This is a genomic window from Paenibacillus baimaensis, from assembly GCF_025567575.1.
Map to the genome: position 1 here is coordinate 1 of NZ_JAOQIO010000097.1, position 24168 is coordinate 24168.

The following is a 24168-nucleotide window of genomic DNA, read 5'->3' on the forward strand; positions in this document are numbered from 1 at the left end:
TTCGAGGGAATCAATGTTTGAAATCGTTTCAGATTTTCAGCGATAATCTGTTTTTCATATTGGGATTGGGTCGCTCTAAATAATGTTTTGGCTGCATCATCATGCCTAATGGAAGACTGCCAGTCGTACTTGTAGTCGCCCTTATACGATTCGTATTGATTAGCTGCATCCAGAACAGGAGCAAACCACGATTCTCCTTGCTTTGTGATGGTAAAGGGATTTTTAACGCACGCATCGGGCTTTGGGCTGGAATAGGTATCCTTACGGGCATGGCCATTCATCTTATCCCTGGCAAAGAGCCGTATTTCGTTCATTGGCAAGCTGTGCTTAAAAAAGCCGGTATTGATTATAGACGGTAACTCCAAAAATCGTTACGATAAAATTGTCGATTTTATCGGCTTAATGGAGGAACCTGGAATGAAGTTAATCAAATCGAATTACTATCATAAAATGATTCTATTTTCTATTTTTCTCATTACGTTCCCCATTGTCACTGTGGGCGGCTTTTCCTATATTCGTGCCTCACATACGATCCAGGAAAAGGTAAACATGGGTTCTCTACAAATTTTGAAGCAGATGCAGCATAGGGTCGAACAAAGCTTGCGGACCGCCGACAATGCTTTGACACAATTCACTGCGTCTTCTTCCGTCGCGAAATTGCTTACCAATGATGTAAGAGATGTACATCGCAGCAGTAGTATTCAAATGATTGAAGAGCTTCAGGAAGGGCTCAGGCGTATACAAACCTATGATCTCGGCATGAGCGATGTCCAGTTTATTCAGCTTCGTTACCAGTGGAAAATGACGAACAAAGGGTATGAGCCCTTTTCCTCCATCGAACCGGATTGGAAGCAGCTTCTTGGGGCAAAACGGGGCTCTTACTGGAATATTGGTGAAAACTCTATTGATCTGGTCAAAACCTTGCCTGTTACAGCTCTTGAACCGCCGGCTGCAGTCATATTAAAAGTTCCTTATGAGGAAATCAGCAAATTTTTGTCCGTGGATGCGAACCTGGGAAAGCCATTCATCATGGACTCTGCCTATCGGATCATCGCGGATGCCGACCCTTCCCAAATCGGCATGTCAGTAGCTGCACAGCCCTATATCCAGCAGCTTATGGCAGCAAAGGATGAGCAGGGCATCATTCCCATCGATATGGATGGAAACAGCTACAATTTCATATTCAGCAGGTCGGTCTATAATGGCTGGACCTACGCTTCCTATGTGTCAATTGAAGCGATGACCCGGGAATCCCAAGCGATCAAATGGTTTACGCTGCTTGTATGCGTATTGGTTCTGGCCGCCGGTGTTGCTGCTTCGTTATTCGGCACGAGAAAAATGTATATCCCCATACTGCGTCTGTATCAGGAGCTGTTCACGACTTCCTCCGGCCATGCGAGTCTGCTCAAGGGCAAGGACGAGCTTCAACTGATCGGTGAGAAGTTCCGCGCTTATGTCAACACCGAGAAGAAAATGAGCCATGAGCTGCAATATCAGCGTAATCAGCTCCAGGATTTCTTTATGCTGAAGCTGTTTTTAGGAGAAGCCGAGCAGCAGGAGATTGAAGATAAGCTTCTGGTCAATGGCGAGACATGGAACAGCTTGCGGGTATTGGTCGTACAAATTGACACATTGGATGGAACCAAGTATGAGGAGAAGGATAAAGATTTACTCTTGTTTGCTGTCAACAATATAGTCACCGAGCTTGTTCAAGCGTCAGACCGGCTGCTGAAGCCGATACTGATGGATCAATCGCAGGTCAATTTAATCAGAAGTACCCATCCCACACATGAAGAAGCGGTCCGGTTTATAGATGGATTAGCCAATGAAATTCAGCAGACGGTGAAATATTATTTGCATATCAAGGTGAGCCTTGGCATCAGCCGCCCGTTCAATTATTTGAAAGGAGCTCATCGTGCGTACAAAGAGGCTCTTGAAGCACTTAACTATCGGATAAAGCTCGGTAATGAGGCGATCTTGTACATTGCTGATGTTCAACCCAACGACCGTTCATTGCCTGAATACCCAGAGAAGCTGAAAAATGACTTAATTGATGCCATTAAATTGTCAAATAGAGAACAATCCTATAGGCTGTTGCAGCAGTTTTCGCATGAGGTGTTCAGTGTACAGCTATCGCATAGGGAATACCAAATTATGATGATCGGTCTTCTTACGGATTTGCTCAGGGTATTGCAGGAATCGGGTGGGCTGCTGCAATCCTTGTATGAGGAAGAAAAATCGTTGTTTGACCGGCTGTTTGAGCTTCAGACCTCGAATGAGATTGTGGAATGGTTCTTCCATTCCATTATTGTACCGTCTATCCGGCTCCTGGAGGAACAAAGAAGCAAGCAATATCTCCGAATATCCGAGGAAATGATTAGCATGGTGCACAGCGATTATGACAAAAACCTGACTATAGAAATGTGTGCGTTTCGGATCAATTACCATCCTGATTACATCAGGCATGTATTTCGCAAAGAAGTGGGAATGCCCTTCGGTGAATATCTGGCACAATACCGGCTGCAGATCGCCAAGAAATGGCTTACCGAAACGAACATGAAGATAGCGGAGATTGCCGAGAAGCTTCAATATAACAACTCACAAAATTTCATTCGGTACTTTCGGAAAATGGAAGGAATGACTCCCGGACAATATCGGAACACAACTGACACCGGAGCGGCGGATCTTCACTAGATCCAGCCGTATTTTTTTCTCTAAGAAGCGTATAGCCGCGGAATCGGCCAGCAGCTGCAACCGTTATGGATTATTGAACAGCCAGCAAGGATTGTATCCTGCCCAGCTTCGCTTACCTTGCGGAAACAGCCGTCCCGGATTGTAGACGGCACTGTGGTTTCTCTCTTACGATGAAACCGAACAACCGACGCTAAGCGGAAATGGAGGATGCGTACATGAATGTCAAACGAGTGAAGATGCAGAGGGGCAATTGGAGCCAGCAGCTTCGCCAAATCAAAGTGGACCGTTGGCTGTATCTAATGCTGGTTCCAGGTATTGTATATTTTGTGGTTTTCAAATATTTTCCTATGTGGGGCATATTTTTGGCCTTCCAGGATTACCAGCCCTATCTCGGATTTTGGGGCAGCAAATGGGTAGGGCTGCGGCATTTTGAACGGTTTTTCAGTGATCCCTCATTTTGGATGCTGTTTCGCAATACCTTTTACATCGCGTCCTATAATCTGATTTTTTATTTTCCACTGCCGATTCTTATCGCGCTTATGCTGAATGAGGTAAAGAATGAGCTGTTTAAACGGCTGGCTCAAACCTTCATTTATGTGCCCCATTTTTTCTCGTGGGTCGTTATTTCAGGACTTAGCTACATTCTGCTGACTACAGAGGGGGGCATCGTCAATGAATTGATCCAGTATGGAGGCGGGGAGAAAATTAATTTCCTGTTGAATAAAGACTGGTTCCGTACGCTCATTACATCACAGATCATTTGGAAAGAAACCGGATGGGGAACAATTATTTTCTTGGCAGCGCTCTCTGGTGTAGATCCATCCTTGTACGAAGCTTCACGCATCGACGGAGCCAACCGCTGGCGGCAGCTGGTTCACATTACGCTTCCGGCGATTCGCAGTACGATCATCATTTTGCTGATTCTTCGCTTGGGTAATTTTCTTGAGCTGGGCTTTGAGCAAATTTATTTGATGCTGAATGCGATGAATCGTGAGGCGGGAGAAACGTTCGATACCTACATTTATACAAATGGAATACAACAGGGTTTGTTCAGCTATACGACAGCGGTGGGCTTGTTCAATTCCTCCATCGGCCTTGTATTAATTGTTACGGCTAATGCCATAGCCAAGCGCTTCGGCGAAGAAGGCGTCTACTAGAAGCAAACCTGTAAGGAGGAGGGGCAGCATGGTTCAAGACCGAACGTTCGGCAGCAGGCTTTTTGTAGCCATGAATTATACAATTATTAGCTTATTCGCATTAGTGACGATTATCCCGTTCATTCATGTGACGGCGGCTTCCTTCACGACAGCGGAGGAGCTTCGCCAACATTCTTTTGTATTGTTTCCTACTGTCTTTTCGCTTGATGCCTATACGTATATTTTGACTACCGATACGATTACGCGAAGCATGGGAGCTACCGTCTTCATTACATTGGCCGGCACCCTGGTCAATATCGCCATGACTACGCTTATGGCTTATCCGTTAGCCCGCAGAACCTTGATCGGACGCAACCGGATTATGCTGATGGTTTTGTTTACGATGCTGTTTCAGGGAGGGATGATTCCAACCTTTCTGATGGTGAAACAGCTGGGACTGCTTAACTCCTATTGGGCTGTTATTCTTCCGGGTGCAATCAGCGCCTTTAATCTCATTGTGATGAAAAACTTTTTCCAGCAGCTTCCTGATGGTTTGGAGGAGTCGGCGAAAATGGACGGAGCCAATGATTTGATCATCCTGCTCAGAATCGTAATTCCACTATCGATGCCAGCCATCGCGACATTCTCGTTATTTTATGCGGTAGGACATTGGAATTCTTTCCTTACACCCGTGCTGTATTTGAATAATCCCGAGAAATGGCCGATACAGGTACTGCTGCGACAAATCGTTATTTTATCACAGGGCGGCTTTGGCGATGCGGCGGAAATGGGAACGGATTTTGTGCCGCTTCCGGAGCAGACGTTAAAGTCCGCCGTGATCGTTTTTTCCAACCTGCCGATATTGCTTGTTTATCCTTTTCTGCAAAAGCATTTTGCCAAAGGTGTACTTCTCGGCTCCGTAAAGGGCTGAGATCGAAATAGGAATGGTAATAACCGAAGTAGGACTTTAATAAGGGGAGATGGTTGTAATGTTGATGAACACGAAATGGAGACCTTTTACATCGGGCGCCTGCCTGTTGGCTGTATCGCTCGGCCTGCTTTCAGCTTGCGGTGAAGCTCTGTCCGTACAAACAGGGGGAGATCCGAAGGCACAGGACTCTCAGGGCCCGAAAACGATATCTGTAATGATGCCCTATTTCTCAACCGAGCCTCCCAAAGCGGATAATCCTGTTTTCAAAAAGCTGGAGGAACTGACGAACACCAGGCTTAATATCACCTGGGTGCCGAATGCGGCTTACAAAGATAAGCTGTCGGTCAGTCTCGCGTCCAATGATTTGCCGCAAATTTCGGTAATAACCAATCTGGAAGGCGGCATTTATGCGCCAAGTATTTTAAATGGGGTACGCTCAGGAGCTTTTTGGGAAATCGGTCCGTTGCTTAAGGACTATCCCAACCTCGGGAAGCTGAACAAGGATGTGCTTGAGAATGTTTCACATGACGGTAAAAATTATGCATTGTTCCGTCCCCGGGTGCTTGCTCGCGGCGTCGTCGTTTTTCGCAAGGACTGGCTGGATGCGCTCGGCTTGCAAGAGCCCAAAACCATCGACGATCTGTATAACGTGATTAAGGCTTTTGCGCTGAACGACCCGGATAAAAACGGGAAAAATGATACTTATGGATTGGTTTCACGTAAAGGTATCGCCGACCTGGATATGCTTTCTGGATTCTTCGGTGCAGGCAATGGCTGGGAAATGCGGGAGGGCAAGCTGGTTCCAAGCTTTATGACGAAGGAGTATTTGGATGCGTTAAAGTTCTATAACCGCTTGTATAAGGAAAAGTTGATGAATGCCGACTTTGCAGTTTCGGAAGGGAACCAAAGCAAGGCGATATTTGAAAACGGCAGGGCGGGGGTCATTATTTCAACGGCTATTGACGATGTGATTGGCAATGATCGGGAAATTAAAAAGACGAATCCCAAGGGAGCCGCGGATATGGTTTCACGGATTCAGGGGCCCAAAGGTGAAAGAATACTGGCCTCCGCAGGATATAACGGGATCTTCATGTTCCCTAAAAGCTCTGTAAAGACCGAAGCCGAGATGAGAGCCATTCTTGCTTTCTTCGACCAGATGTTTAAGCCTGAAATCGCGAACCTCCTGAATTGGGGAATTGAGGGCAAGCACTACCATCTGGAGAACGGCAAAGCCGTCAGTACGGAAGCGGAACAAAAGCTGAAGGTTGACGACCTGCTGCCGATTCCGCAGCTCAGCATTGTTATGGATACGGATGCCCCTCTCGAAGGTGAGAATACACCGCTTGAACAGAAGCTGAAAAAAATGTTTAAGGACAACGTATCGATTGCCGTCCAAAATCCGGCTTCGTCGCTGCTCTCTCCGACACTTTCTGAAAAGAGCGGTGAATTGGACAAGATCCGCAACGACGCGAAGGTAAAATATATTCTTGGAGAGATTGATGATAACGGCTGGAACAATGAGATCGAGAAGTGGAAGAAATCCGGAGGCGATAAAGGAATTGAAGAAATCAACGCGGAGTATGCGAAGCGGAAAAAATAGGGCCGGCAAAAACGTCATGTATCGAAATGGAGAGGGCTATTTATGAAACCCACAGTATTTGTTGTAGGAGACAGCATATCTGTGCACTATGGTCCGTTTCTGAAACGAATGACCAGCTCCAGATTTGAATATACAACGAGAGGTTATGTGGAAGAGGCTCTTAAAAATCTGGATGTCCCGGTTGGAGCCAATTCCGGTGACAGCAGAGCGGTTTTGGATTTTTTAAAAAACGAATATATCAGAAATTCAACCTATGACACGCTTCTGGTAAACTGCGGTCTCCACGATATTAAGATAAAAAATGGTGCTGCTGGTCCACAGATCAACGAGCTTGAGTATGCAGATAACCTGCAAGCTATCGCTGATCTTTCCAGCAAGATGGCACAACAGGTCTTCTGGATAAGTACGACTCCTGTCGTGGATGCTATTCATAATAACCGAAATGTAGGCTTTAGGCGTTACCGTGAGGATGCCCTTCGTTACAACCGAATTGCTGAACATGTAGCAGCGGGAGCCCATGTGTCCCTCATTGATCTTTATACCTTTACAGCAAGCTTGGGCGATGACATCTACTGTGATCATGTTCATTTCAGGGAAGACATCAGGGCATTGCAGGCTGCATTTATATCAGGCTACCTGTTTAGTACGTAACATGATTTTATAAGGAGGACGTTACTTTGAGAAAAAAAGAGATATCCTTATTCCTGGTCGTATTGATGCTGGCATCCCTATTTATTGGCTTTCCCCAAATTGGCTATACAGCCATTCCTACTGGAAGCAATGTAAGCGCTATCTCGGCAGATGCAGTGTATTCCGAAGCCGGCGCTGAGATCATACAGTATCCTGTACTGCCGGGAGCCCATTCAAGCACTTCCTACACGTTGAAGGTGAATGGACAAAACGTGTTTGTTGAACAATTCGGGGATGTCAGCTATGCCCGCTTCTCCTATTCGGGTACGGTTCAGGTGGATGTGTATGCCAATGAGACTATTGAATCGTTTGGCATTAGTCCGCTCAATTACCAGATTGAAGGTATCAAGGATGGAAGTAAGCTAACCTTCAGCATCTCGGAGCCAAGGACTTTAATCATAACGATTAACAATCTCGAGAAGCTGCTCCTCTTTGCTGACGGTCTGGAAGCAGATGCACCTGTCATCGGTGCTCCTGGCGTCGTCAATCTGGCAAGCTATTTGCCGGCAGGCCGCGATCCGGATGCGGCGATAACCGAGCTGTTCCAGCAGGCGATTGACGATACTTCTGTACTGGGTAGCGGTTCTGGCGGGATCTTGTTTGTTCCTGACGGGAAGTACATGACGGCTCAGCTGAGGTTAAAAAGCAATGTGCATCTGTATTTGCAAAGCGGAGCATGGATACGGGCTGTGCCGGAATTTAACAGCACGAATTATCCGCCGCAAAATAACGGCGATTCCTCCTTTATTTTCATAGGCAGCGCCCAGCATGTAAAAATTACGGGAAGAGGCATCATTGACGGTAACGGGATGGCCGTTCGCACGCTTAATCCCAATGCGAACATTAAGCTGCTGAGGACGGCCGATGCAACGGATTTGTTGATCCGGGACGTTTACTTCAGAGATTCCGCCAGATGGTCGATTCATCTGCTGTACGCAAGCGACGTCACATTGAAAAATTTTAAGCTGATCAATGATCTTCGGGGAGGTCCTGATCCTGTCGACCCCGAATTGCTGCGCCCGACGGTAACCAATACCGATGGAGTGGACATTGACGCCTCGCAGAATGTAACGGTTGAAGGCGGCTTTATTTACACGGGTGACGACGCGATTTCGCCTAAAGTAAGCAATTATATGAATTTAAAAAGACCTGCTTTCGATATGCATATTAAAAATAATGTATTATGGTCGTTAAAAGTTGCGATGAGAGTGGGCGATGAAACGCTGGATGATATTTATAACGTTCATTTTGAAAATAATGAGGTCATTCGCGCAGACCGTTTTCTAACTATTTGGGCGGGAGATGCAGTCCGTCTTCATGATATTAATGTGATTAATAATCGCGCAGAGTTTATCGGCGGCAATTACAATGAACGGTATTTTCAATTTGTCCAGAAGAAGCGCGCGGCCATAAATCCAGGCTGGATAGATCGTGTTCTTGTCAAGGATTTCACCGGCTTGAACAGGGCTGAGCAGCCTTCCAGCATCGAAGGTTTTGATGCCTGGCATCTCATTACGAACGTAACCTTCGAGAATGTCAAGATCGCTGGAACAACGGCGGCAAACAAAGCGGATGTGCCGTTGCGGTTCGTCAACCGCTACTACAACAATGTGTCGTTTCTACCATCAGGGACCGCTTATTCCGGCTCTCCGCTGACGCCGTACCCTTATCCTGATCCTTCGTTGGTTACTACTGTGGAAGCGGAAGACATGGAGCTTGTTAATTATACTGTGGAAGACCAGCCCGTAGCATCCGGCGGGAAAGTAATCAAGGTGACCGGAACAGGCACGGCGGATAAGCTTTTTGATAAAAATACTGGCATCTATGATGTCATCGTCCATTATTTTGACGAGAACGACGGAAACGCTACCTACAAGCTGCTGGTCAATGGATCGCAAGTGGATGCGTGGACAGCGAATCAGGACTTAGGCTCCGGCTCGGTTTCCGATATCTCACGAACTACCAGACTGATTTCAGGGATACATCTGAAGCCATGGGATGAGGTCAGGATCGAGGGTACCTCCGAGGGATCGGAAGCAGCCCGAATGGATAAAATCGAATTTATATTCAAAACCGAACCGGACTTGTCCGCCACTGGCGGAATAGCGGGTACGGTAACAGATGATCAGGGAAGCCCGGTACAGGGAGCGTTGGTTCAGGCAACGGTTGCCAGGGACGTGTACAGGACATTCACCGATTCCTCAGGTACTTATCATCTTCAGCATATACCCGCGGGCACCCATACTATTAAGACAGTTAAAAGCGGATATAGCGAGAGGACGGCATCAGGAGTCCACGTTACTGTGGGATTGACCACTTACAGCGTCAATTTTTCGCTGCCCGTTGTTTCAACGGTTCCTTATTTGGCAGCTGTTCAGGTATCCGGTTCAATTCCGACTCTGGCTTCAGGCCAAAGCGGGTACGAATTAAACAAGCTCATCGTCACCGCAACTGACCAATTCGGCCGCGCATATCCGGTTTCGGGCTTGCCTCAGTCATGGAATATTCAATCAGGCAGCGTATATGCAGCTGTTTACGGAAGTGTATTGCAGCCTCTGGGCGCGGGAACGGGTACAGTCACATCCACGATAAACGGTGTGCAAAGCAATACGGTTAGTTTCGCTGTCTATCCATGGGAGGGAGGCTCTCCACGGATATTGCAGGTGGATCGAAGAGGACTAACAGCCGGCGCTTATTTATCAATTGCTGCTGCTGTAAACAGCTCACCGGCGCTTAAACCGGGGGATCGTATCAGTTTGGTACCAGGCAGTGGCCCGTACCGTGAGACTGTTTCCATTCATGCATCCGGCACTCCCGGGCACCCGATTATTTTCGAGGGCAACGGTGAATTGATCACCGGCTTTAACACCTTCCAGTTTACTCAGGAGGCGGGCGGTCAATGGACATATACCTTGCCAAGTCCTATTGAGAACACAACCACGGGCGGGAGCTCCAATACGTTCAGGCATCTGGTGGTCTACAATGGTCAACGTCTGATGCTCGACCAACCGTCGGGCCAAAATGCAGGTAAGTTTACAAGCGATTATGCTGCATTGTCTCCGGATGGGAAGAAGCTGATCTTGAACATGAGTAAGGCTTCACCAACGGCGGGATGGGAAATTGCTTCCCGGCAAAATGGTGTTAACGTGTCCAATCCGTATGCCTATCAAACTTATCGCAATCTGCGCGTTTCGGGAGCGCAGAATGACGGTTTTAACGTCCATGGAACCGGGGGCGGACTGGTATTCGAGAACATCGAAGCCTTCCATAATTTTGACGAAGGTTATTCCTCTCACGATAGTACACAATCTTCAATTGACGGCGGTATTTTCTGGGGGAACGATAACGGAATTTATAACCAAACCAATACAGCTCTTCATTTTACTGCAAACAACGTCCAGGTTCACAGCAATATTGGAGCGGGATTGACGGCACAAGCGGGAAATAATTTCTTGAACAATGTCCGTTCATGGGACAATGGAATCAGCAATTTGCGGCTGGGCGGGTCTGTTGCGACTGTCAATGTTGTGACCTACGAGAGTCGTTGGAATCAACGGCCGTGGGTAGGATTTCAAGAATTACAGAACTATAGCCTGGGTGTTCAACTGCAGCCATATTCCTACTCAGTGCGTACGCCCATCACCTATTCAGGCATGGCTCCAACCGTATTTCCTGCCAGCCAACTGCCTCCTATGAAGGTGCCGTTCGATGACTGGCGGTATATCTATTTCACAGCTGCCCAATTGGCTGATCCGGGAATAAGCGGGCCAACGGCTGATCCCGACAATGATGGACTCACCAATCTTACGGAATATGAAACAGGTCAGGACCCCAACCATTAACAGAGTAAACGTAAAAAGCATCTGATCCGCTCAGGTGCTTTTTGTAGTTGCACGTTCAAATCATTTATTTATCTGAAAAGACCTTGGAAAGAGTTCACCACGTATATTGCTATATTGGAAATGGAAACACATAGTAGAGGGTGATGTAGCCACGACTTAATAAAATGGGATGATAGAAATGTTGACAAAAAATAGGAAAGATGAATGAGTTTTGGAGGAAAAAAGGAGCTGTAAAATTATATAAGACTACGTTCATTAAGCTAACGGATTACGATAACTCAATGAACACTAAGAAACAGCGCCGACATGATAGCTGCCGTTTCTCACCTAACGGGCAGTTTTGCGACAAAACACAGCATGTACAACATAAAGCAAAACACTAGCCCTCAACAGCGCGGTCCTCTTAGGCCGCGTCTTTTGCATTTATTTCCTCCATAACGAACGACAAAATAAATTATACCCGGGTAATATTGATTTTTTATTTTTACCCGGGTATAATTGGTGATGCAATCAGAGAGGAGGTCAGCATGAGTAATACCCTAACGCACTTTTACTGCACGGCATTTTTGGGTGTGAGAGTCGTCGCCAGTGGATCGTTACAGCACGTTGTTACTACAGTGAAGGATGCTCTGGATGACAGAGACCTCACACAGCTGCTTATATTTGACGATTCCACAGGGAAGCCAATAGATGTTGATTTTCGTGGGAAGACAGATGATGTGCTCAAACGATTAGGAGAACAGTTTGGTGACCTACCCGGTACGGAAGTGAATCACCAGCCTATACGGCGGGTCGGACGACCCAAGCTGGGGGTTGTATCCGGTGAGGTTACGTTATTGCCACGGCATTGGGAATGGCTCAAGAGTCAACCTGGAGGGGCGTCAGTAACATTACGAAAACTCATTGATGAGGCTCGCCGTGCTGGAGAAAAACAGAGCAATATCCGAGAGTCACAAGAAGCAACATATAACTTCATGACAGCTATGGCCGGGAACTTCCATCAATACGAAGAAGCTCTGCGGGCACTGTATGCTGGTGATTTGGATCGTTTTTACCACTTCATCGATGACTGGGCACCTGATATCAGAAACCATGTCAAAAAATTAGCCGCTAATGCATTCCCTGAAGGAAACTTATAAATGAGAGCATGTGGAGGCGTAAATAATTAAAAAAGGAACTACGAAAGGAGCCGCTATGACAGAGTTTGAATCTATTCGTTACATCGAACCCTCGCAACGCGCTGGCATGAGGTTTATGCAACGAGGCATTGAGGGCAGCATCGTCATGTTGAACCTGCTGCGCTTTCGTGATGTTGCCGATTACACAGCCAATCCTAAACTAACACCGGAGGCCCCAATCAGCGGTGCCGAAGCTTTCAACCGCTACATTGAGCACACCCTCCCATTTCTCCGTGAAAGCGGAGGTGAAGTGCTGTTTCTTGGCGATGGCGGAGAGTTTCTTATCGGACCCGAAGACGAAAGATGGGATCTTGTTATGCTGATCCGCCAGAGCAGCGCGCAGTCGTTTCTTGCTTTTTCAAGTCATCAAGACTACCTAGCCGGTATCGGGCATCGGACTGCAGCGATCGAAGATTCACGCCTTCTGCCTATGACAGAATTTCCGATATCGAATTAATTGGAGGAGAAGATGATCATGAACATCCTGAAAGTAAACGGCATCGATTTGGCCTATGACAGTTTCGGAAACGAAAATGACGAGGCTATTATCCTAATCGCCGGGCTTGGAACCCAGATGATCCGATGGACGGTTTCGTTTTGTCGGATATTAGCAGCGCGGGGCTTTCGCGTGATTCGCTTTGACAATCGCGATGTAGGTTGCTCGACGCACTTTAGTCATTATCAGACGCTGGATTTTGACGCACTGGCGACTGCTCTTATGTCGGGACAGCGACCGGACATCCCTTACACTCTCGATGACATGTCCAACGACGCTATCGGACTGCTCGACGCCCTTTCAATTGACCGGGCACATTTCGTTGGCAGGTCGATGGGCGGAATGATCGCCCAGATTGCAGCCAGTGAGTACCCTGAACGGGTTTTATCACTCACTTCCATTATGGCCAGTTCCGGTAATCCCACCCTTCCGCAATCTTCCCCGGAAGTCATGGCGATGATGACTACACCGGCGCCGAACCCATTTGAGGATGAAGCAGGATTTTTGGCGCACAGCCTCGCTTTTGCCAAACGCATCGCTGGCACCGGCTATCCGTTTGAAGAGGACGCTTATCGGACGCTCATTCTGGAGGAAGTCCAGCGAGCCTACGATCCAGGCAGTGTCGGACGACAAATTGCTGCGATCGCTGTCTCCGGTGACCGGCGTCCGCGGCTGGCGACCATAAAAGTACCAGCACTTGTCATTCATGGGGTGGAAGATCCCCTGTTCGTCCCAGCGTGTGGCGAGGACACGGCTTCTGCCATCCCGGGCGCCGAGCTAATGTTGGTTGACAGCATGGGACACGACCTGCCGCACCTACTGTACAAAGTAACCGCTGATGGCATAGAGCGAATGGCTCGTCGCAATTGACACGCGCTTCCTGAATAGCAACCATCCGGAGTCCCGCGGTGTCCAATGGGGCTGAGTAGGCCTAGGGGCGCAGCGCTAATCAATTTGTACCCTTGGCGCATACGACCAGGTTGGAAGCGGCGGTGCTCTTGGAACGGTTGTTAAATATGTGGGAACGATCGAATAATCGCCGGTTTCATGATAACATCGTGAGCGGGCGCTTTTTCTGTGGGGATTTTTCCAAACAGACGATGGTCAGATTCAGAAACGAATTATTCAAGTAACTGGGAACTATAGTTTTTGGCATACGAATATGCTGCGCTTGGAGGAAGAAGAATGAGTTTAACATTATCCTTGGATTTTCAGTACACGACATCGATCGAGAAGCTTTGGTCCGCCTTAACCGATTCAAGCAAGCTTGCCAAGTGGGTGGCCAACATCCATACCGGTCAGGCGATGGAAAATGATTTTAAGCCCGTTGTAGGACACCATTTTCAGTTTCGCACTCAGCCGACCGAATGGTGGAATGGAATTATTGACGGCGAAGTGCTTATCGTGGACGTACCAAACCTGTTGTCCTATACTTGGGCTAGCGGAGAGAAGCACACGGTCACCTGGACGCTGCAGGATTTAGGGGACGGAAAGGTTAACCTTCATCTCGAACAAACCGGAATCTCAAATGCTCAAGCACTGGGTGGAGCTAAGTATGGCTGGAGTAATTGGTGTGGCGAGCTTGAAAATGTGTTGGAACAATAACCGCAATCGAAACAGAGACATGGCGGAATTCCTGATGTGGCTCTGTTGTCACTTGCCGATGTAAATATGATCGGTTGCTTTTCTCGGATACCCGATTTTGTTGGACTTAGTAAGGGCGATAATTATAATCATCATTATGATGTCTTATTTTTGGCTGATTACTGATGACCTACCAAATAGGTTTGGGGATATTCCGAGAAGGGATCAAATTTTGGTCAAAGTAGTATCATTTCTTGTTTCCATCGTTACAGTAGGTTTTCTTCTGAGCGTTTATTTGGAGGTTTTATACCCCATAAAATCTTCTGTATTATTAAGCTAAATGAGAACGTTAGTTGAATAATGTAACCGCGGCAGCTGGGCATGGATCGGCTGCTTTTTCGTTACGCTCCGGCAGAATAACGCAATGGGGCCGCAGTCGAAATAAAGGAACAGAATTGCTCGATTAACGACACCCATGGCCATCATGCGGGAGGCATTCCGTCATCTGGACCGGCTATTATCCGAGTCAGTCGGCGTTTCCGATTTTCCCGCGTGGTTCGCCTGAGATGAATTCGTCGTACTGACACGTGATCGCCCCAGGTGAGCAGCCTCATCACGATCCTTGAGGATACGCTGTCCGCGAACCTGCTTCGGCTTGAAGACGGGAACAAGCTGTCGATTACCGTAAGTATCGGAGCCAGCCATTATCCGGAAGACGGAGCAAATGCCGATGAGCTCTATAAGAGAGCGGATGAACGCATGTATCGGATGAAGAAAGATGCTATGCCGAATACGAAAAAAAGAAGTCGACCATCTCGTTGGTCGGCTTCTAATTATTCTATTGCGCGGTCAGGATCTGTGGACCTTCAGCCGTGATGGCGATCGTATGCTCGTATTGGGCGGCGAGCTTGCGGTCCAGCGTCCGCGCGGTCCAGCCGTCCGCATCGATTGTCATGTAGTAGGTGCCTTCGGTGATCATGGGCTCGATCGTGAACACCATGCCTTCCTTGATGCGGAGGCCTTTACCGGGTTTGCCGACATGGATGTAGTTCGGCGCCTCGTGCAGGTCCCGGCCGATGCCATGCGCGAGAAGGTCGCGCACGACGCCGAAGCCGTTCGATTCGGCATGCCGCTGGATCGCGCTCGTCACGTCGCCGAGCCGATTGCCAGGCTGCGCCTGCGCGATGCCGAGGTCAAGGCATTCCTTCGTGACGCGCATCAGCTTCTCGGCCGTCGACGAGATTTTCCCGACCGCATAGCACCAGGCCGAATCGCCGAGCCAGCCGTCGAGCTCCGCGACCGTGTCAATCGTAACGATATCACCTTCCTCAAGTGGCTTATCGCTAGGGAATCCATGCGCGATCACGTCGTTGACGGAGGCGCAGGTCGCATATTGATAGCCATTGTAGCCCTTCGTGTAAGGCTTGGCGCCGTGCTTCAAGATAATGTCCTCGAAGATGCGCTCAATCTCGTTCGTCGTGATGCCCGGTTGGATGAGCGGGGCGATTGTGCGATGGCATTCGGCCACCACTTGGCATGCCTTGCGGATGGCCTCGATTTCATGTTTGCTTTTTAAGATGACCATGTTCGTATCAGTACTCCTTCGTAATGGCTTGTATCGCGAGCTCGGCGATTCGATCGATGTCCAGCTCGGAAGTGCCCGCATAGTAGTGCAGCCCGCAGCAGCCGACCAGCACGGCAAGCATATGGTCGACGCTGTCGTCTTCGCGTTGGGCGATCGATTGGAGCGGAACGTACAGCCGTTCCATGAATCGTCTCTTGGCGGCGTGCCGATCCTTCTCAGGCAAGCCTGCATAATGCTCCGCCGCCATCTTGTAGACGAGATATGCGCGGGCGTCCGACTGCCACAACCCGAGCAGCGCCTTGCAATACGTCAACAGCTGCTTGTCATCCGGGCTGCCGCCAAGGATGTTCGCCCATTCTGCCAGGGCTTGCTCGCATCGCTCGAAGCCGCTGCCCAGCACATCTTCTATCAATAAATGCCGATTGGGGTAATAATGGTACACCGTGCCGTAACCGAGCTCGGCCTCGCGGGCGACGTCGCGAATATCAAAGCTGCCGCCCGTGTGGAAGTAGGCGCGCGCGGCGGCGTCCAGGATCTGTTCTCTGCGCTGCATGCGGATGATCTCATTTTGTTCTTTGGTACGGGGGCACATGGGTGCGTGAACCTCCTTGTATAGACCTGCAAATTTGTCGATATAAAGATTGTAACCCATGGGGCGGGGATATGCAAATTATTTGTTGGTGAAAAAAATAAAGGTCTTTAATTGAAAATAAAGTTCTTTAGTGAACTGAACACAGACCTCCAGGTAGGTAGTTGCGGAGGCGGTGGTGTTCTGGGAGTGGCGATCCGTGGTGATTTAGAATCACCGCGGTTTTTGTTTTTTCGCAAGAAGAAGGAGATACATGGTAAAGTGGAGGAGGAGGGGCGCGCGGCGGTAGCAGTATTAACGAAGAACGATAATTGAACGTACCAAGGGAGCAGACCGTTGCGACAACTGCTCTCTTTAAACATTGAAGAAACGGGCAGATTACTTTGGAACAGGAAGGTAATATCTGATCAAAAAAGAATACATATAGGAATCAATGTTAAGATCTGATCGTGATTTTTATGGTTTAAACAATGAATATAACTGAGGAGGCCCAGTATGGACAGTAAAGTTGCGTTAATAGTAATTGATGTTCAGGTCGGAATCTTCCATGAAAACTATCCTGTACATAACGTGATGAGTTATTGAGGAACATAAAATTACTTATTGAATGAGCACATTCTTCTAACAGGCCAATCATCTATGTACAACATAACGCAGGACCTGGAAAACCATTGAAACATGGGACTTCAGGGTGGGAAATCCATCCGGATATACTCACAGGAATACAAACTGAACTATGTGTTGATACGACATGTCGTCGAGCTCGAAGTCTAGGGTATGAGATAACGGTTGCAAAAGACTGCCATAGTACATGGGTTAGAGGGGATTTGAGAGCTCAACAAATCATTGATCATCACAATATTCTTCTTTGTTGGTTTGCTAAAGTAGAAGAAAGTAAACACATTTTATCCACATCATGAGCTGCCGTGGATTCCGTCTGTGGCTTTATTAGAAAAAATAAGGAATATAGGAACTTTGAATTGGCAAGAAATTTGTTGTTATATTTACTAAATGAGTAAATTTATCTTAAGCAACGGGTACGATAGTTCAATGAATTAAAACGGGAACTGCTTCTGCGGATCCCGTTTTAATTTTGATTTTGGAAGCATATCTTTGCCGCAGGTACTTTGAAACATTTCTTTGCCGTTACGGCAAAGATATGCTTCAAGCCTCATATACTATCACTTGAACCGCCGGCTCGGCGACATAACGTCGGCGATTCAACAGCATGCGGAAGCAAACGGGTATTCGGTCGTACGCGATCTGCTGGCGAACAGGATCGAGCGGAGCCTGCACGAGGAGCCGAGCTACGAGCATATCGGCGTAGCCGGCAAAGGCATTCGGTTAAAGGAAGGTATGGTGTTTACGATTGAACCGATGGTCAACGAAGGTGCGTTCCGTATCACGACCGACGACGATCGGTGGACGGCGAGAACGGCCGACGGCTAGTTGTCGGCGCAATATGAGCTTACGATTCGCAGTCACGCCGGACGGACGGGAATGCGTCATTTTAGGAAATAAGTCGCCAACCCGGCTTGCTTGGCCTGACGAAAGTTCGTAATCCGAAACGACAAAAAAGCGCTGAGTCCAGGGAAACTTTTTTTACATGGTTTGTAACTTTACCGATTTGCGAAAAACCGCGTTGTTATTATGACTTTGGTACAGAAAGCAAGCAGAACTGAAAACAGTAAAAGAGCAGCCGTAGCTGCTCCTTTGACTTGCTCATGAAAATTCTTACATACTAAATGATTAATGACCACAAATTGGAGTAGTTTCTACCATAAGCTATATACACATTGGTAGTCGTGTTGCCCCATTCGGGTACATTGTCATACTTGGAAAGACGATGTTATCATCGGAGAAATGTTATCGGCACATTCGACCAAAATGGCCCATATGTTGCCACTCCCCAAATTGAGGCCTCACTCACTTCAACTGTCCGTCAACGCCTACCGCTGAACCGTTTGATCGCTTCCTCGGTTACCGGCGCGAAGAGGTTAACCAGATTGCCGTCGGGATCGCGAAACAGCACAGCACGGTTCCCCCACGGCATCGTGGTTGGTTCCTTTACCCACTCGTCGACAAACGGCTTCAAGCGCTCGTATTCGGCATCGACATCGTGGACGCGGAACTCGATGATGACAGTGTGATTGTCGGCCGCCACTGCGGAACCAGCGCCGAACAGTTGCACCGTCTGGGAGTGGCCGATGGCCAGGGTGCACGATGGCACAACGAGTTCAGCAAAGACGGGCGCGGGGCGTTCCGCCGAAACACCCATGACTTTCTCATAGAACTCGACGAGACGATCCACGTCGTCGGTAATGATACGTACAGAAGCAAAATTCACGAGATACCATCCTTCCTATAATAAATGATACAATACCGTATCATATCATTTTGGGCCAGAATACTTCGCATTTATCTTCCACTCCTTTATGTTTACTTACTCCGATTATAAAAGAACGCTACTGACAACAGTATGTCAGTAGCGTTTTAACATTTTTTTGGCTTACTCCCGAATTCGATTTCGGAATGCGTCAGTACACGATATGGATGTTGCCGCGTTCCCCGATCTCAACCTTGGTGTAGCTGTTCAGCAAGTCCATGTCGGTCGAATAGCCTTGCGGTTTTGGCAGCTGCCTTGTGGTTACATGGATAAAGAAGTCCGTTTTTTACTATATTGACAGTCGATACAATCGTTACAATGGGGGTGAAAAATAAATCACAATGATGGGAGTTACGAAGCATGACGGTTAAGTTAAAGAGAGTCGCGATTTTCGTGGAACAGATGAAAAGGGCTTTGGATTTCTACCGTATATTGGGATTCGAAATACCTGAAAGCGCCAATGAAGAACATCACGTTGAGGTGGAGCATACCGGAATTCGCTTGGCATTCGGCACGTGGGAATCGGCGCAGGTCGTTTTGGACGGCTGGGAAGAGCCTGTTGGATATCGAATAGAGCTCGCATTTCAGTTTGACAGCCGCGAAGCGCTGGATGAATTGTACCGTCAATTGACGGTACATGGATATATCGGACATCGCGGGCCACGGGATACGCCTAGGGGGGAGCGCTACGCGATTGTAAAGGACCCCGATGGCAATTTAATTAGTCTTGTCGCTTAAGAGGAGAGAACCACTATTAGCGAATTCGAGAATGAAAAAACTAGGACTGAACCTGAGGTATTCGATCGACTTTTCAGCTATCGGGTACGATTGTTCAATGGTTGACTGGTTTGCAAACAACCATTCTAAACAACAGGTTGTAGCCCATCCATCCTTCCGGGTGCTACCTTGCTTCACTTGGCCTTTTGTTGGCGATCCGTTCGGCTTGACCCAGCCACAGGTGGATGACTCGCCTTGGCTCAAACCATATTGTTTCACCAGCCGCGTCTTTCACGGGTTTCTTGCTCTTGAATCGCTCCCAAGCGTAGCCAAGCGAAATCGCCGCACATGGGCACTGGCATATCCTCCGAAACATTCCGCTAATCGGAACCCCCACGGCTGGAACCCTCCGAACATAGGGGGTCGTGGGGGGATAAGAAGCCGGAGCGACGGGATTTCTTATGAGGAGAATCCAGTGGCGACGGGGGAAGAGGAGAAGGAGTGAGCAGTTATACAGGTTGTGACAAGAGTACGTCGTCGCTCATGTAACGATGTGCTCCTTTGCTTTGTGTTCAGTAGTATCGAGGTCAACACGAAGTCAACGGATGGGGTGAACGTACTTACAAAACGGTAATGTTGATTTTGGGAAGCTTTGTATTCTACATTCTGCCCCCCACCTTTTGAAAGTTGAAAGACACTGCGATTTTGCTCGTGTCGGACGACCACCATCGTTATGCTGGCGCTGTATGTTGCCCTACAGCGCCTCACTCGCATGCGATTCCACTTGATTCACAACCTCACCCGCGAGAAACAGCTGGATCATCCCTTAAGTGGTTCTTAAATCGGGAGAGTCGACAAGGGTCTAATTCACTTCTTGCTTCCCGATCGATTATTTCACTTGCAGCCAGACGCGCAATCAGCGGCGCCAGCGTAATCGCAGAATGCATCACCGTAAGATAAAGTCCTTTTATATGATCATGGAAGCCCACGATCGGATAGCCGTCTTCAGGCATTGGTCTCATCCCAACCTTGATGCTTTCCAGTTTCAATTGCTTCCCGCCCTTCAGACTGCGACGCAACGTCTCGAACGCTCGCTTGCCGACCGCCTCTGGCCCATTTTCCTCCGACTCGTCGATATAATCTTCCGCAGCCAGCAGCGTATGATCCGTCAGTTGACGCGCTTCAAATTTCGCATTTGAAATTAAGGTGCGTATCAGCCTATTCGCAGTTTTCATTCGAATCAGAATGGAAGGCGACGGCGTTATCGGCACGGGATAACCTAACGGGTCGCAAAGTTCGGGTACGCCCGTGCCTGCGGCCACTACCACGACATCCGACTCCAGAAAACCCTTGGAGGTATGGATGCCGACCAGGCAGGAATCTTCTTGCTGCAGCTGTGTAACGTTGGTACCGAACTGAACTTTTGCTCCGTACTCCCGCGCTTTGCTCAACAACAGCTCCGTTAAACCTATCGGATCCACCGCACCTTCTTCGCTAGCAAACATCGCTTCATCCGGATATTCTTCCAGATTCGGTTCCAATGCCTCAAGCTGCTCCCGGTTTAATTTTTGAAAGCGGAGTTGCTCCCTTAGGGTCGGATTGCCCCATGTCAACGCTCCGTGCCAATGAATTTGCAGTTCGGGCAACTCTTGCTGAATCGCATGATATTCTTCACAAGCCGCATCGTACAAATGCCAGTATTCAGGAGCCACCCAATGCGTCGTATGTATCCAGGCAAAAGATTTTTCCGTGACTTCACGCGACGCGGCGGGGTGTCGTTCAATAACGATTACATCTTGATTTCGTTTGGCCAGCTGATAGGCCACAGACGCCCCGACAATCCCTGCGCCAATAATCACGATTTTTTGTTTTTTCAATAATTACTCCCCCTTTGTCGCCCTATTGTAACATAGGCGTCATGATAATCCGACGTCATAACATACGAGGGCAGCTGGAGCGATTGGGTTTCCTACGCGGAGAATCCGATTGCTACAGGGGAAGAGTAAGAACCGAGATGCCGCGTCGGACGCGGGTTTGGGGGTTGTGACAGATTGAAAGCAAGTGACCTGTTGCGGCCTTTTCGGGCTTTCTGTTCAACAACTTGCAAACAAGAGGTTGGAGAAAGTAGTTGCAGAGACCAGAGTCGACAGCAATAAAACAGAAAAAGTGTTAGGGTCAGATGTGGGAACGATCAATCCTGCCACTACCCAAGGTCGCTACGCTAACGGGAGGATAGTTCTAATATGTGGTATATTTGATTAAATGACATTTTCTAAGCGGAGGTGCTTATGAATCCTGCTTTTGACACCTATATCCAATCGCTGGCCAGTCGGGACGTGACCGTTATCGGCGCCGGCATTAGCAATTCACCGCTGATCCGCATGCTGTGCTCGGCCGGGGCACGCGTCACCGTGCGTGACCGCAATCCGGCGCTGCCCCGGGAGGAGTGGGACATTCTAGGCGTCGTGTTGCGCTTGGGAGAGGATTATCTGGATCACGTTGGGGGCGACGTGGTGTTCCGCACTCCGGGCATGCGCCCAGACCATCCGGCGCTGGAATTGGCCCGCGCTGGCGGCAGCCGTGTGACCAGTGAGATGGAGGAGTTCTTTGCGCTGTGTCCTTGTCCTATTTTCGGTGTGACCGGTTCGGACGGTAAGACCACCACCACGTCGTTGATTGCAGACATGCTGGCTGACGGAGGGCGTACGGTTCATATGGGCGGCAACATTGGCACGCCACTTCTGACGCGCGCGGGCGAGATGTCACCGCTGGATGCGTGCGCGGTCGAGCTGTCCAGCTTCCAGCTGATGGACTTGACGCGCTCTCCCCATGTGGCGGTGATTACCAACCTCTCGCCCAATCACCTCGACTGGCACCGCGACATGGATGAATATACCGCCGCCAAGCGACGCCTGCTGGATTTCCAAAGTGCTGACGACTTTGCCGTCCTAAACGGCGACAATCCGGCGACCGCCGCACTACGCGGGCGGGGGCAAACCAAGTATTTCGGCGGGCACACTCTCCACGATGGCGTGATCGACGGTCTACTACCCATCAGTGACATTCGTTTGCCGGGTTGGTATAACGTGGAGAACGTTATGGCTGCTATGACCGCTGTGCGGGGGACTGTGTCTGATGAAGCAATCCTGGAGACGGTGCGCAACTTTGTCGGTGTGGAGCACCGAAACCAGTGGGTGGCAACTGTGGGCGGCGTGCATTATTACAACAATTCAATCGGCTCAAGCCCCGCCCGTACCGTCGCCACGCTGCATGCACATGTGGGCCGAGTGCTGCTGATCGCCGGTGGGCGAGATAAGAAAGTACCGTTTGACGAGATGGCTAGGCTGCTGCCTGATCATGTTAAGGTGCTGCTGTTGATCGGAGAAGCAGCCAGTCAAATCGAGGCAGCGGTGCGCAGTGTGCCGTGTTGCCCGCCTATTGTCCGCTGCGAAGGCCTGGCGGAGGCAGTGACGCAGGCACACAAGCTGGCCGCACAGGGCGACACTGTGCTGCTGAGTCCTGCATGCACTGCATTTGACCAATATCGTAACTTTGAAGAGCGCGGGCGTCACTTTGTAGACCTGGTCGGAGCGCTGCACCGGCCAGACGGGAAGGATTGAACAAGACATGATGGGCGTTTGCTGGGAAAAGCTGATTTCCCTGATGTATTTATAGATAGTTCTTAAGAGGAACTGATTGAATGGAATAAATATAGAACATTGCCGATAAAGGGGGTCGTAATATGCCATTTCCAACGCACATAGTATCCGCAGGTGGATTTGTGGAAGATGGGCAAGGAAATATCCTTTTAGTAAAAACTCGTGACGGTGGTTGGGTTTATCCTGGTGGACAAGTGGAAGTTGGAGAAAATCTGATGGACGCTTTGGTTCGTGAAATCAAAGAGGAAAGCGGAATAGACACCACGGTTAGCTACTTAATTGGTGTCTATTCGAATACAGGTATTTTTAAATGGTATGATGGCGTGACTGATGTTCCTACGCAAGTTATATTTGATTTCGTATGTAAACCTGTTGGCGGGGAGTTAGCTGTTTCTGAAGAAACAACTGATAGCCGCTGGGTGGCGAAAGATAGAGTTCTTGATTTCATTACACATCCAGCTATTCGCACTCGCTATCAGGCTTATTTGGAGTTTAACGGAGCGGTAAATTACATGGAGTATGTAACGAGCCCAGAGTTTATAATCAAACACCAAAAAGGTATATCGTAGTAAATTATTTCTCGTTGTTGATCAAACGAGGAACGATAGCTCAATGAACACTAAGAAACGGCAGCCGACATGATGGCTGCCGTTTTCTCACCTAACGGGAGTTTAAGTTAATGAATAAGGTAAGGTTGGGCAGATTCTTGAGAATAATATGCGTTTTAATACTTTTTTCAATGATTTATGAGAACCCACGTAGAAGAAATGCTTGTATTGCTTTTAGGGAATCTCTCTGACGGACAGAATTGTTAAAAAGATATCCTCTCTTTTATTAATATGACACAAGATGACATATTTAAGGTCTATAATGGGTGGTAGATCAACGAAAGGAGTAATAAATCATGAAACGAAGAATAATTTTAGATTTAGCAGTTACTTTAGATGGTTTTATTGAAGGGAAAAGTGGGGAAGTTGATTGGTGCATTATGGACTCTGAGATGGGGTTTATTAATTTCTTAAATCAAATTGATACTATTTTATATGGAAGAAAAAGCTATGATTTATGGGGACAATTTACT

22 protein-coding genes and 1 pseudogene are annotated in these 24168 nt (G+C 48.4%); 18 read left to right on the forward strand and 5 right to left on the reverse strand.

What is annotated here, in order from left to right:
• Nucleotides 1-314 (reverse strand): hypothetical protein (locus OB236_RS28140; RefSeq protein ID WP_262686897.1); only part of this gene is annotated, 314 nt, incomplete at its 3' end.
• Between the two features lie 103 nt (nt 315-417).
• On the opposite strand from OB236_RS28140, the gene OB236_RS28145 reads away from it, so the two are divergent.
• From OB236_RS28145 to OB236_RS28195, 11 genes are all read left to right on the forward strand, one after another.
• Nucleotides 418-2694 (forward strand): helix-turn-helix domain-containing protein, encoded by a 2277-nt coding sequence (locus OB236_RS28145; protein ID WP_262686898.1) that lies wholly within the window; start codon nt 418-420, stop codon nt 2692-2694.
• A 236-nt stretch (nt 2695-2930) separates the two neighbouring features.
• A complete protein-coding gene (locus OB236_RS28150) occupies nt 2931-3851 on the forward strand; it encodes an ABC transporter permease (RefSeq protein ID WP_262686914.1) in 921 nt (306 codons plus the stop codon).
• Between the two features lie 28 nt (nt 3852-3879).
• The gene (locus OB236_RS28155) at nt 3880-4761 is read left to right on the forward strand and encodes a carbohydrate ABC transporter permease (protein WP_076237873.1); all 882 of its coding nucleotides are present in this window, start codon (nt 3880-3882) and stop codon (nt 4759-4761) included.
• Nucleotides 4762-4819: 58 nt separating this feature from the next.
• Nucleotides 4820-6361, forward strand: a complete 1542-nt coding sequence (locus tag OB236_RS28160; RefSeq protein WP_262686899.1) for an extracellular solute-binding protein — start codon at nt 4820-4822, stop codon at nt 6359-6361.
• Nucleotides 6362-6403: 42 nt separating this feature from the next.
• Entirely contained in the window at nt 6404-7012 is a 609-nt protein-coding gene (locus OB236_RS28165; protein ID WP_262686900.1) for an SGNH/GDSL hydrolase family protein, read from the forward strand.
• Between the two features lie 26 nt (nt 7013-7038).
• Nucleotides 7039-10893 carry a carboxypeptidase regulatory-like domain-containing protein gene (locus tag OB236_RS28170; protein ID WP_262686901.1) on the forward strand — a complete coding sequence of 1285 codons (3855 nt, stop codon included), beginning with the start codon at nt 7039-7041 and terminating at the stop codon, nt 10891-10893.
• A gap of 527 nt (nt 10894-11420) precedes the next feature.
• Complete coding sequence (locus OB236_RS28175) at nt 11421-12032, forward strand: DUF2239 family protein (protein WP_262686902.1); 612 nt, start codon at nt 11421-11423, stop codon at nt 12030-12032.
• A 115-nt stretch (nt 12033-12147) separates the two neighbouring features.
• On the forward strand, nt 12148-12528 hold the full coding sequence (locus tag OB236_RS28180) for a DUF1330 domain-containing protein (protein ID WP_262686903.1): 381 nt from the start codon (nt 12148-12150) through the stop codon (nt 12526-12528).
• An 18-nt stretch (nt 12529-12546) separates the two neighbouring features.
• On the forward strand, nt 12547-13437 hold the full coding sequence (locus OB236_RS28185) for an alpha/beta fold hydrolase (protein ID WP_262686904.1): 891 nt from the start codon (nt 12547-12549) through the stop codon (nt 13435-13437).
• Between the two features lie 315 nt (nt 13438-13752).
• Nucleotides 13753-14172 (forward strand): SRPBCC family protein, encoded by a 420-nt coding sequence (locus OB236_RS28190; protein WP_262686905.1) that lies wholly within the window; start codon nt 13753-13755, stop codon nt 14170-14172.
• 579 nt (nt 14173-14751) lie between these two features.
• Nucleotides 14752-15027, forward strand: a complete 276-nt coding sequence (locus tag OB236_RS28195) for a diguanylate cyclase domain-containing protein (protein ID WP_262686906.1) — start codon at nt 14752-14754, stop codon at nt 15025-15027.
• On the opposite strand, the gene map is transcribed toward OB236_RS28195, so the two are convergent.
• Nucleotides 14990-15736, reverse strand: coding sequence for a type I methionyl aminopeptidase (gene map, locus OB236_RS28200; protein WP_262686907.1), 747 nt, complete (start codon nt 15734-15736; stop codon nt 14990-14992). The genes OB236_RS28195 and map overlap by 38 nt on opposite strands.
• Before the next feature lie 7 nt (nt 15737-15743).
• The gene (locus OB236_RS28205; protein ID WP_262686908.1) at nt 15744-16328 is read right to left on the reverse strand and encodes a TetR/AcrR family transcriptional regulator; all 585 of its coding nucleotides are present in this window, start codon (nt 16326-16328) and stop codon (nt 15744-15746) included.
• Nucleotides 16329-16996: 668 nt separating this feature from the next.
• Here OB236_RS28205 and OB236_RS39850 point away from each other — a divergent pair.
• Nucleotides 16997-17245 carry an isochorismatase family protein gene (locus OB236_RS39850; protein WP_317259390.1) on the forward strand — a complete coding sequence of 83 codons (249 nt, stop codon included), beginning with the start codon at nt 16997-16999 and terminating at the stop codon, nt 17243-17245.
• Between the two features lie 274 nt (nt 17246-17519).
• Nucleotides 17520-17771 (forward strand): annotated as a pseudogene (locus OB236_RS28215) (M24 family metallopeptidase); the annotation flags it as partial.
• Between the two features lie 496 nt (nt 17772-18267).
• Here the strand turns inward: OB236_RS28215 and OB236_RS28220 are convergent.
• Nucleotides 18268-18672 carry a VOC family protein gene (locus OB236_RS28220; RefSeq protein ID WP_076238209.1) on the reverse strand — a complete coding sequence of 135 codons (405 nt, stop codon included), beginning with the start codon at nt 18670-18672 and terminating at the stop codon, nt 18268-18270.
• 399 nt (nt 18673-19071) lie between these two features.
• On the opposite strand from OB236_RS28220, the gene OB236_RS28225 reads away from it, so the two are divergent.
• On the forward strand, nt 19072-19449 hold the full coding sequence (locus OB236_RS28225) for a VOC family protein (RefSeq protein WP_262686909.1): 378 nt from the start codon (nt 19072-19074) through the stop codon (nt 19447-19449).
• A gap of 31 nt (nt 19450-19480) precedes the next feature.
• Entirely contained in the window at nt 19481-19933 is a 453-nt protein-coding gene (locus OB236_RS28230) for a hypothetical protein (RefSeq protein WP_262686910.1), read from the forward strand.
• Between the two features lie 292 nt (nt 19934-20225).
• Here the strand turns inward: OB236_RS28230 and OB236_RS28235 are convergent, their stop codons facing one another.
• Nucleotides 20226-21305, reverse strand: coding sequence for an NAD(P)/FAD-dependent oxidoreductase (locus OB236_RS28235; RefSeq protein ID WP_317259391.1), 1080 nt, complete (start codon nt 21303-21305; stop codon nt 20226-20228).
• Between the two features lie 411 nt (nt 21306-21716).
• Here OB236_RS28235 and murD point away from each other — a divergent pair, with 411 nt between their 5' ends.
• From murD to OB236_RS28250, 3 genes are all read left to right on the forward strand, one after another.
• Nucleotides 21717-23048 carry a UDP-N-acetylmuramoyl-L-alanine--D-glutamate ligase gene (gene murD, locus OB236_RS28240; RefSeq protein WP_262686912.1) on the forward strand — a complete coding sequence of 444 codons (1332 nt, stop codon included), beginning with the start codon at nt 21717-21719 and terminating at the stop codon, nt 23046-23048.
• A 122-nt stretch (nt 23049-23170) separates the two neighbouring features.
• The gene (locus OB236_RS28245; RefSeq protein WP_262686913.1) at nt 23171-23656 is read left to right on the forward strand and encodes an NUDIX hydrolase; all 486 of its coding nucleotides are present in this window, start codon (nt 23171-23173) and stop codon (nt 23654-23656) included.
• Nucleotides 23657-23991: 335 nt separating this feature from the next.
• Nucleotides 23992-24168: dihydrofolate reductase family protein (locus tag OB236_RS28250; protein ID WP_408638525.1), on the forward strand; the 177-nt coding region annotated here is incomplete at its 3' end.

Bases quoted from the DNA above. Each gene is read 5' to 3' on its own strand.
- OB236_RS28160 (WP_262686899.1), top strand. From the start codon at position 4,820: ATGTTGATGAACACGAAATGGAGACCTTTTACATCGGGCGCCTGCCTG.
- map (WP_262686907.1), bottom strand. From the start codon at position 15,736: ATGGTCATCTTAAAAAGCAAACATGAAATCGAGGCCATCCGCAAGGCA.
- OB236_RS28245 (WP_262686913.1), top strand. From the start codon at position 23,171: ATGCCATTTCCAACGCACATAGTATCCGCAGGTGGATTTGTGGAAGAT.
- OB236_RS28150 (WP_262686914.1), top strand. From the start codon at position 2,931: ATGCAGAGGGGCAATTGGAGCCAGCAGCTTCGCCAAATCAAAGTGGAC.
- OB236_RS28205 (WP_262686908.1), bottom strand. From the start codon at position 16,328: ATGTGCCCCCGTACCAAAGAACAAAATGAGATCATCCGCATGCAGCGC.
- OB236_RS28225 (WP_262686909.1), top strand. From the start codon at position 19,072: ATGACGGTTAAGTTAAAGAGAGTCGCGATTTTCGTGGAACAGATGAAA.
- murD (WP_262686912.1), top strand. From the start codon at position 21,717: ATGAATCCTGCTTTTGACACCTATATCCAATCGCTGGCCAGTCGGGAC.
- OB236_RS28185 (WP_262686904.1), top strand. From the start codon at position 12,547: ATGAACATCCTGAAAGTAAACGGCATCGATTTGGCCTATGACAGTTTC.
- OB236_RS28175 (WP_262686902.1), top strand. From the start codon at position 11,421: ATGAGTAATACCCTAACGCACTTTTACTGCACGGCATTTTTGGGTGTG.
- OB236_RS28145 (WP_262686898.1), top strand. From the start codon at position 418: ATGAAGTTAATCAAATCGAATTACTATCATAAAATGATTCTATTTTCT.
- OB236_RS28230 (WP_262686910.1), top strand. From the start codon at position 19,481: ATGAAAAAACTAGGACTGAACCTGAGGTATTCGATCGACTTTTCAGCT.
- OB236_RS28155 (WP_076237873.1), top strand. From the start codon at position 3,880: ATGGTTCAAGACCGAACGTTCGGCAGCAGGCTTTTTGTAGCCATGAAT.
- OB236_RS28165 (WP_262686900.1), top strand. From the start codon at position 6,404: ATGAAACCCACAGTATTTGTTGTAGGAGACAGCATATCTGTGCACTAT.
- OB236_RS28180 (WP_262686903.1), top strand. From the start codon at position 12,148: ATGCAACGAGGCATTGAGGGCAGCATCGTCATGTTGAACCTGCTGCGC.
- OB236_RS28190 (WP_262686905.1), top strand. From the start codon at position 13,753: ATGAGTTTAACATTATCCTTGGATTTTCAGTACACGACATCGATCGAG.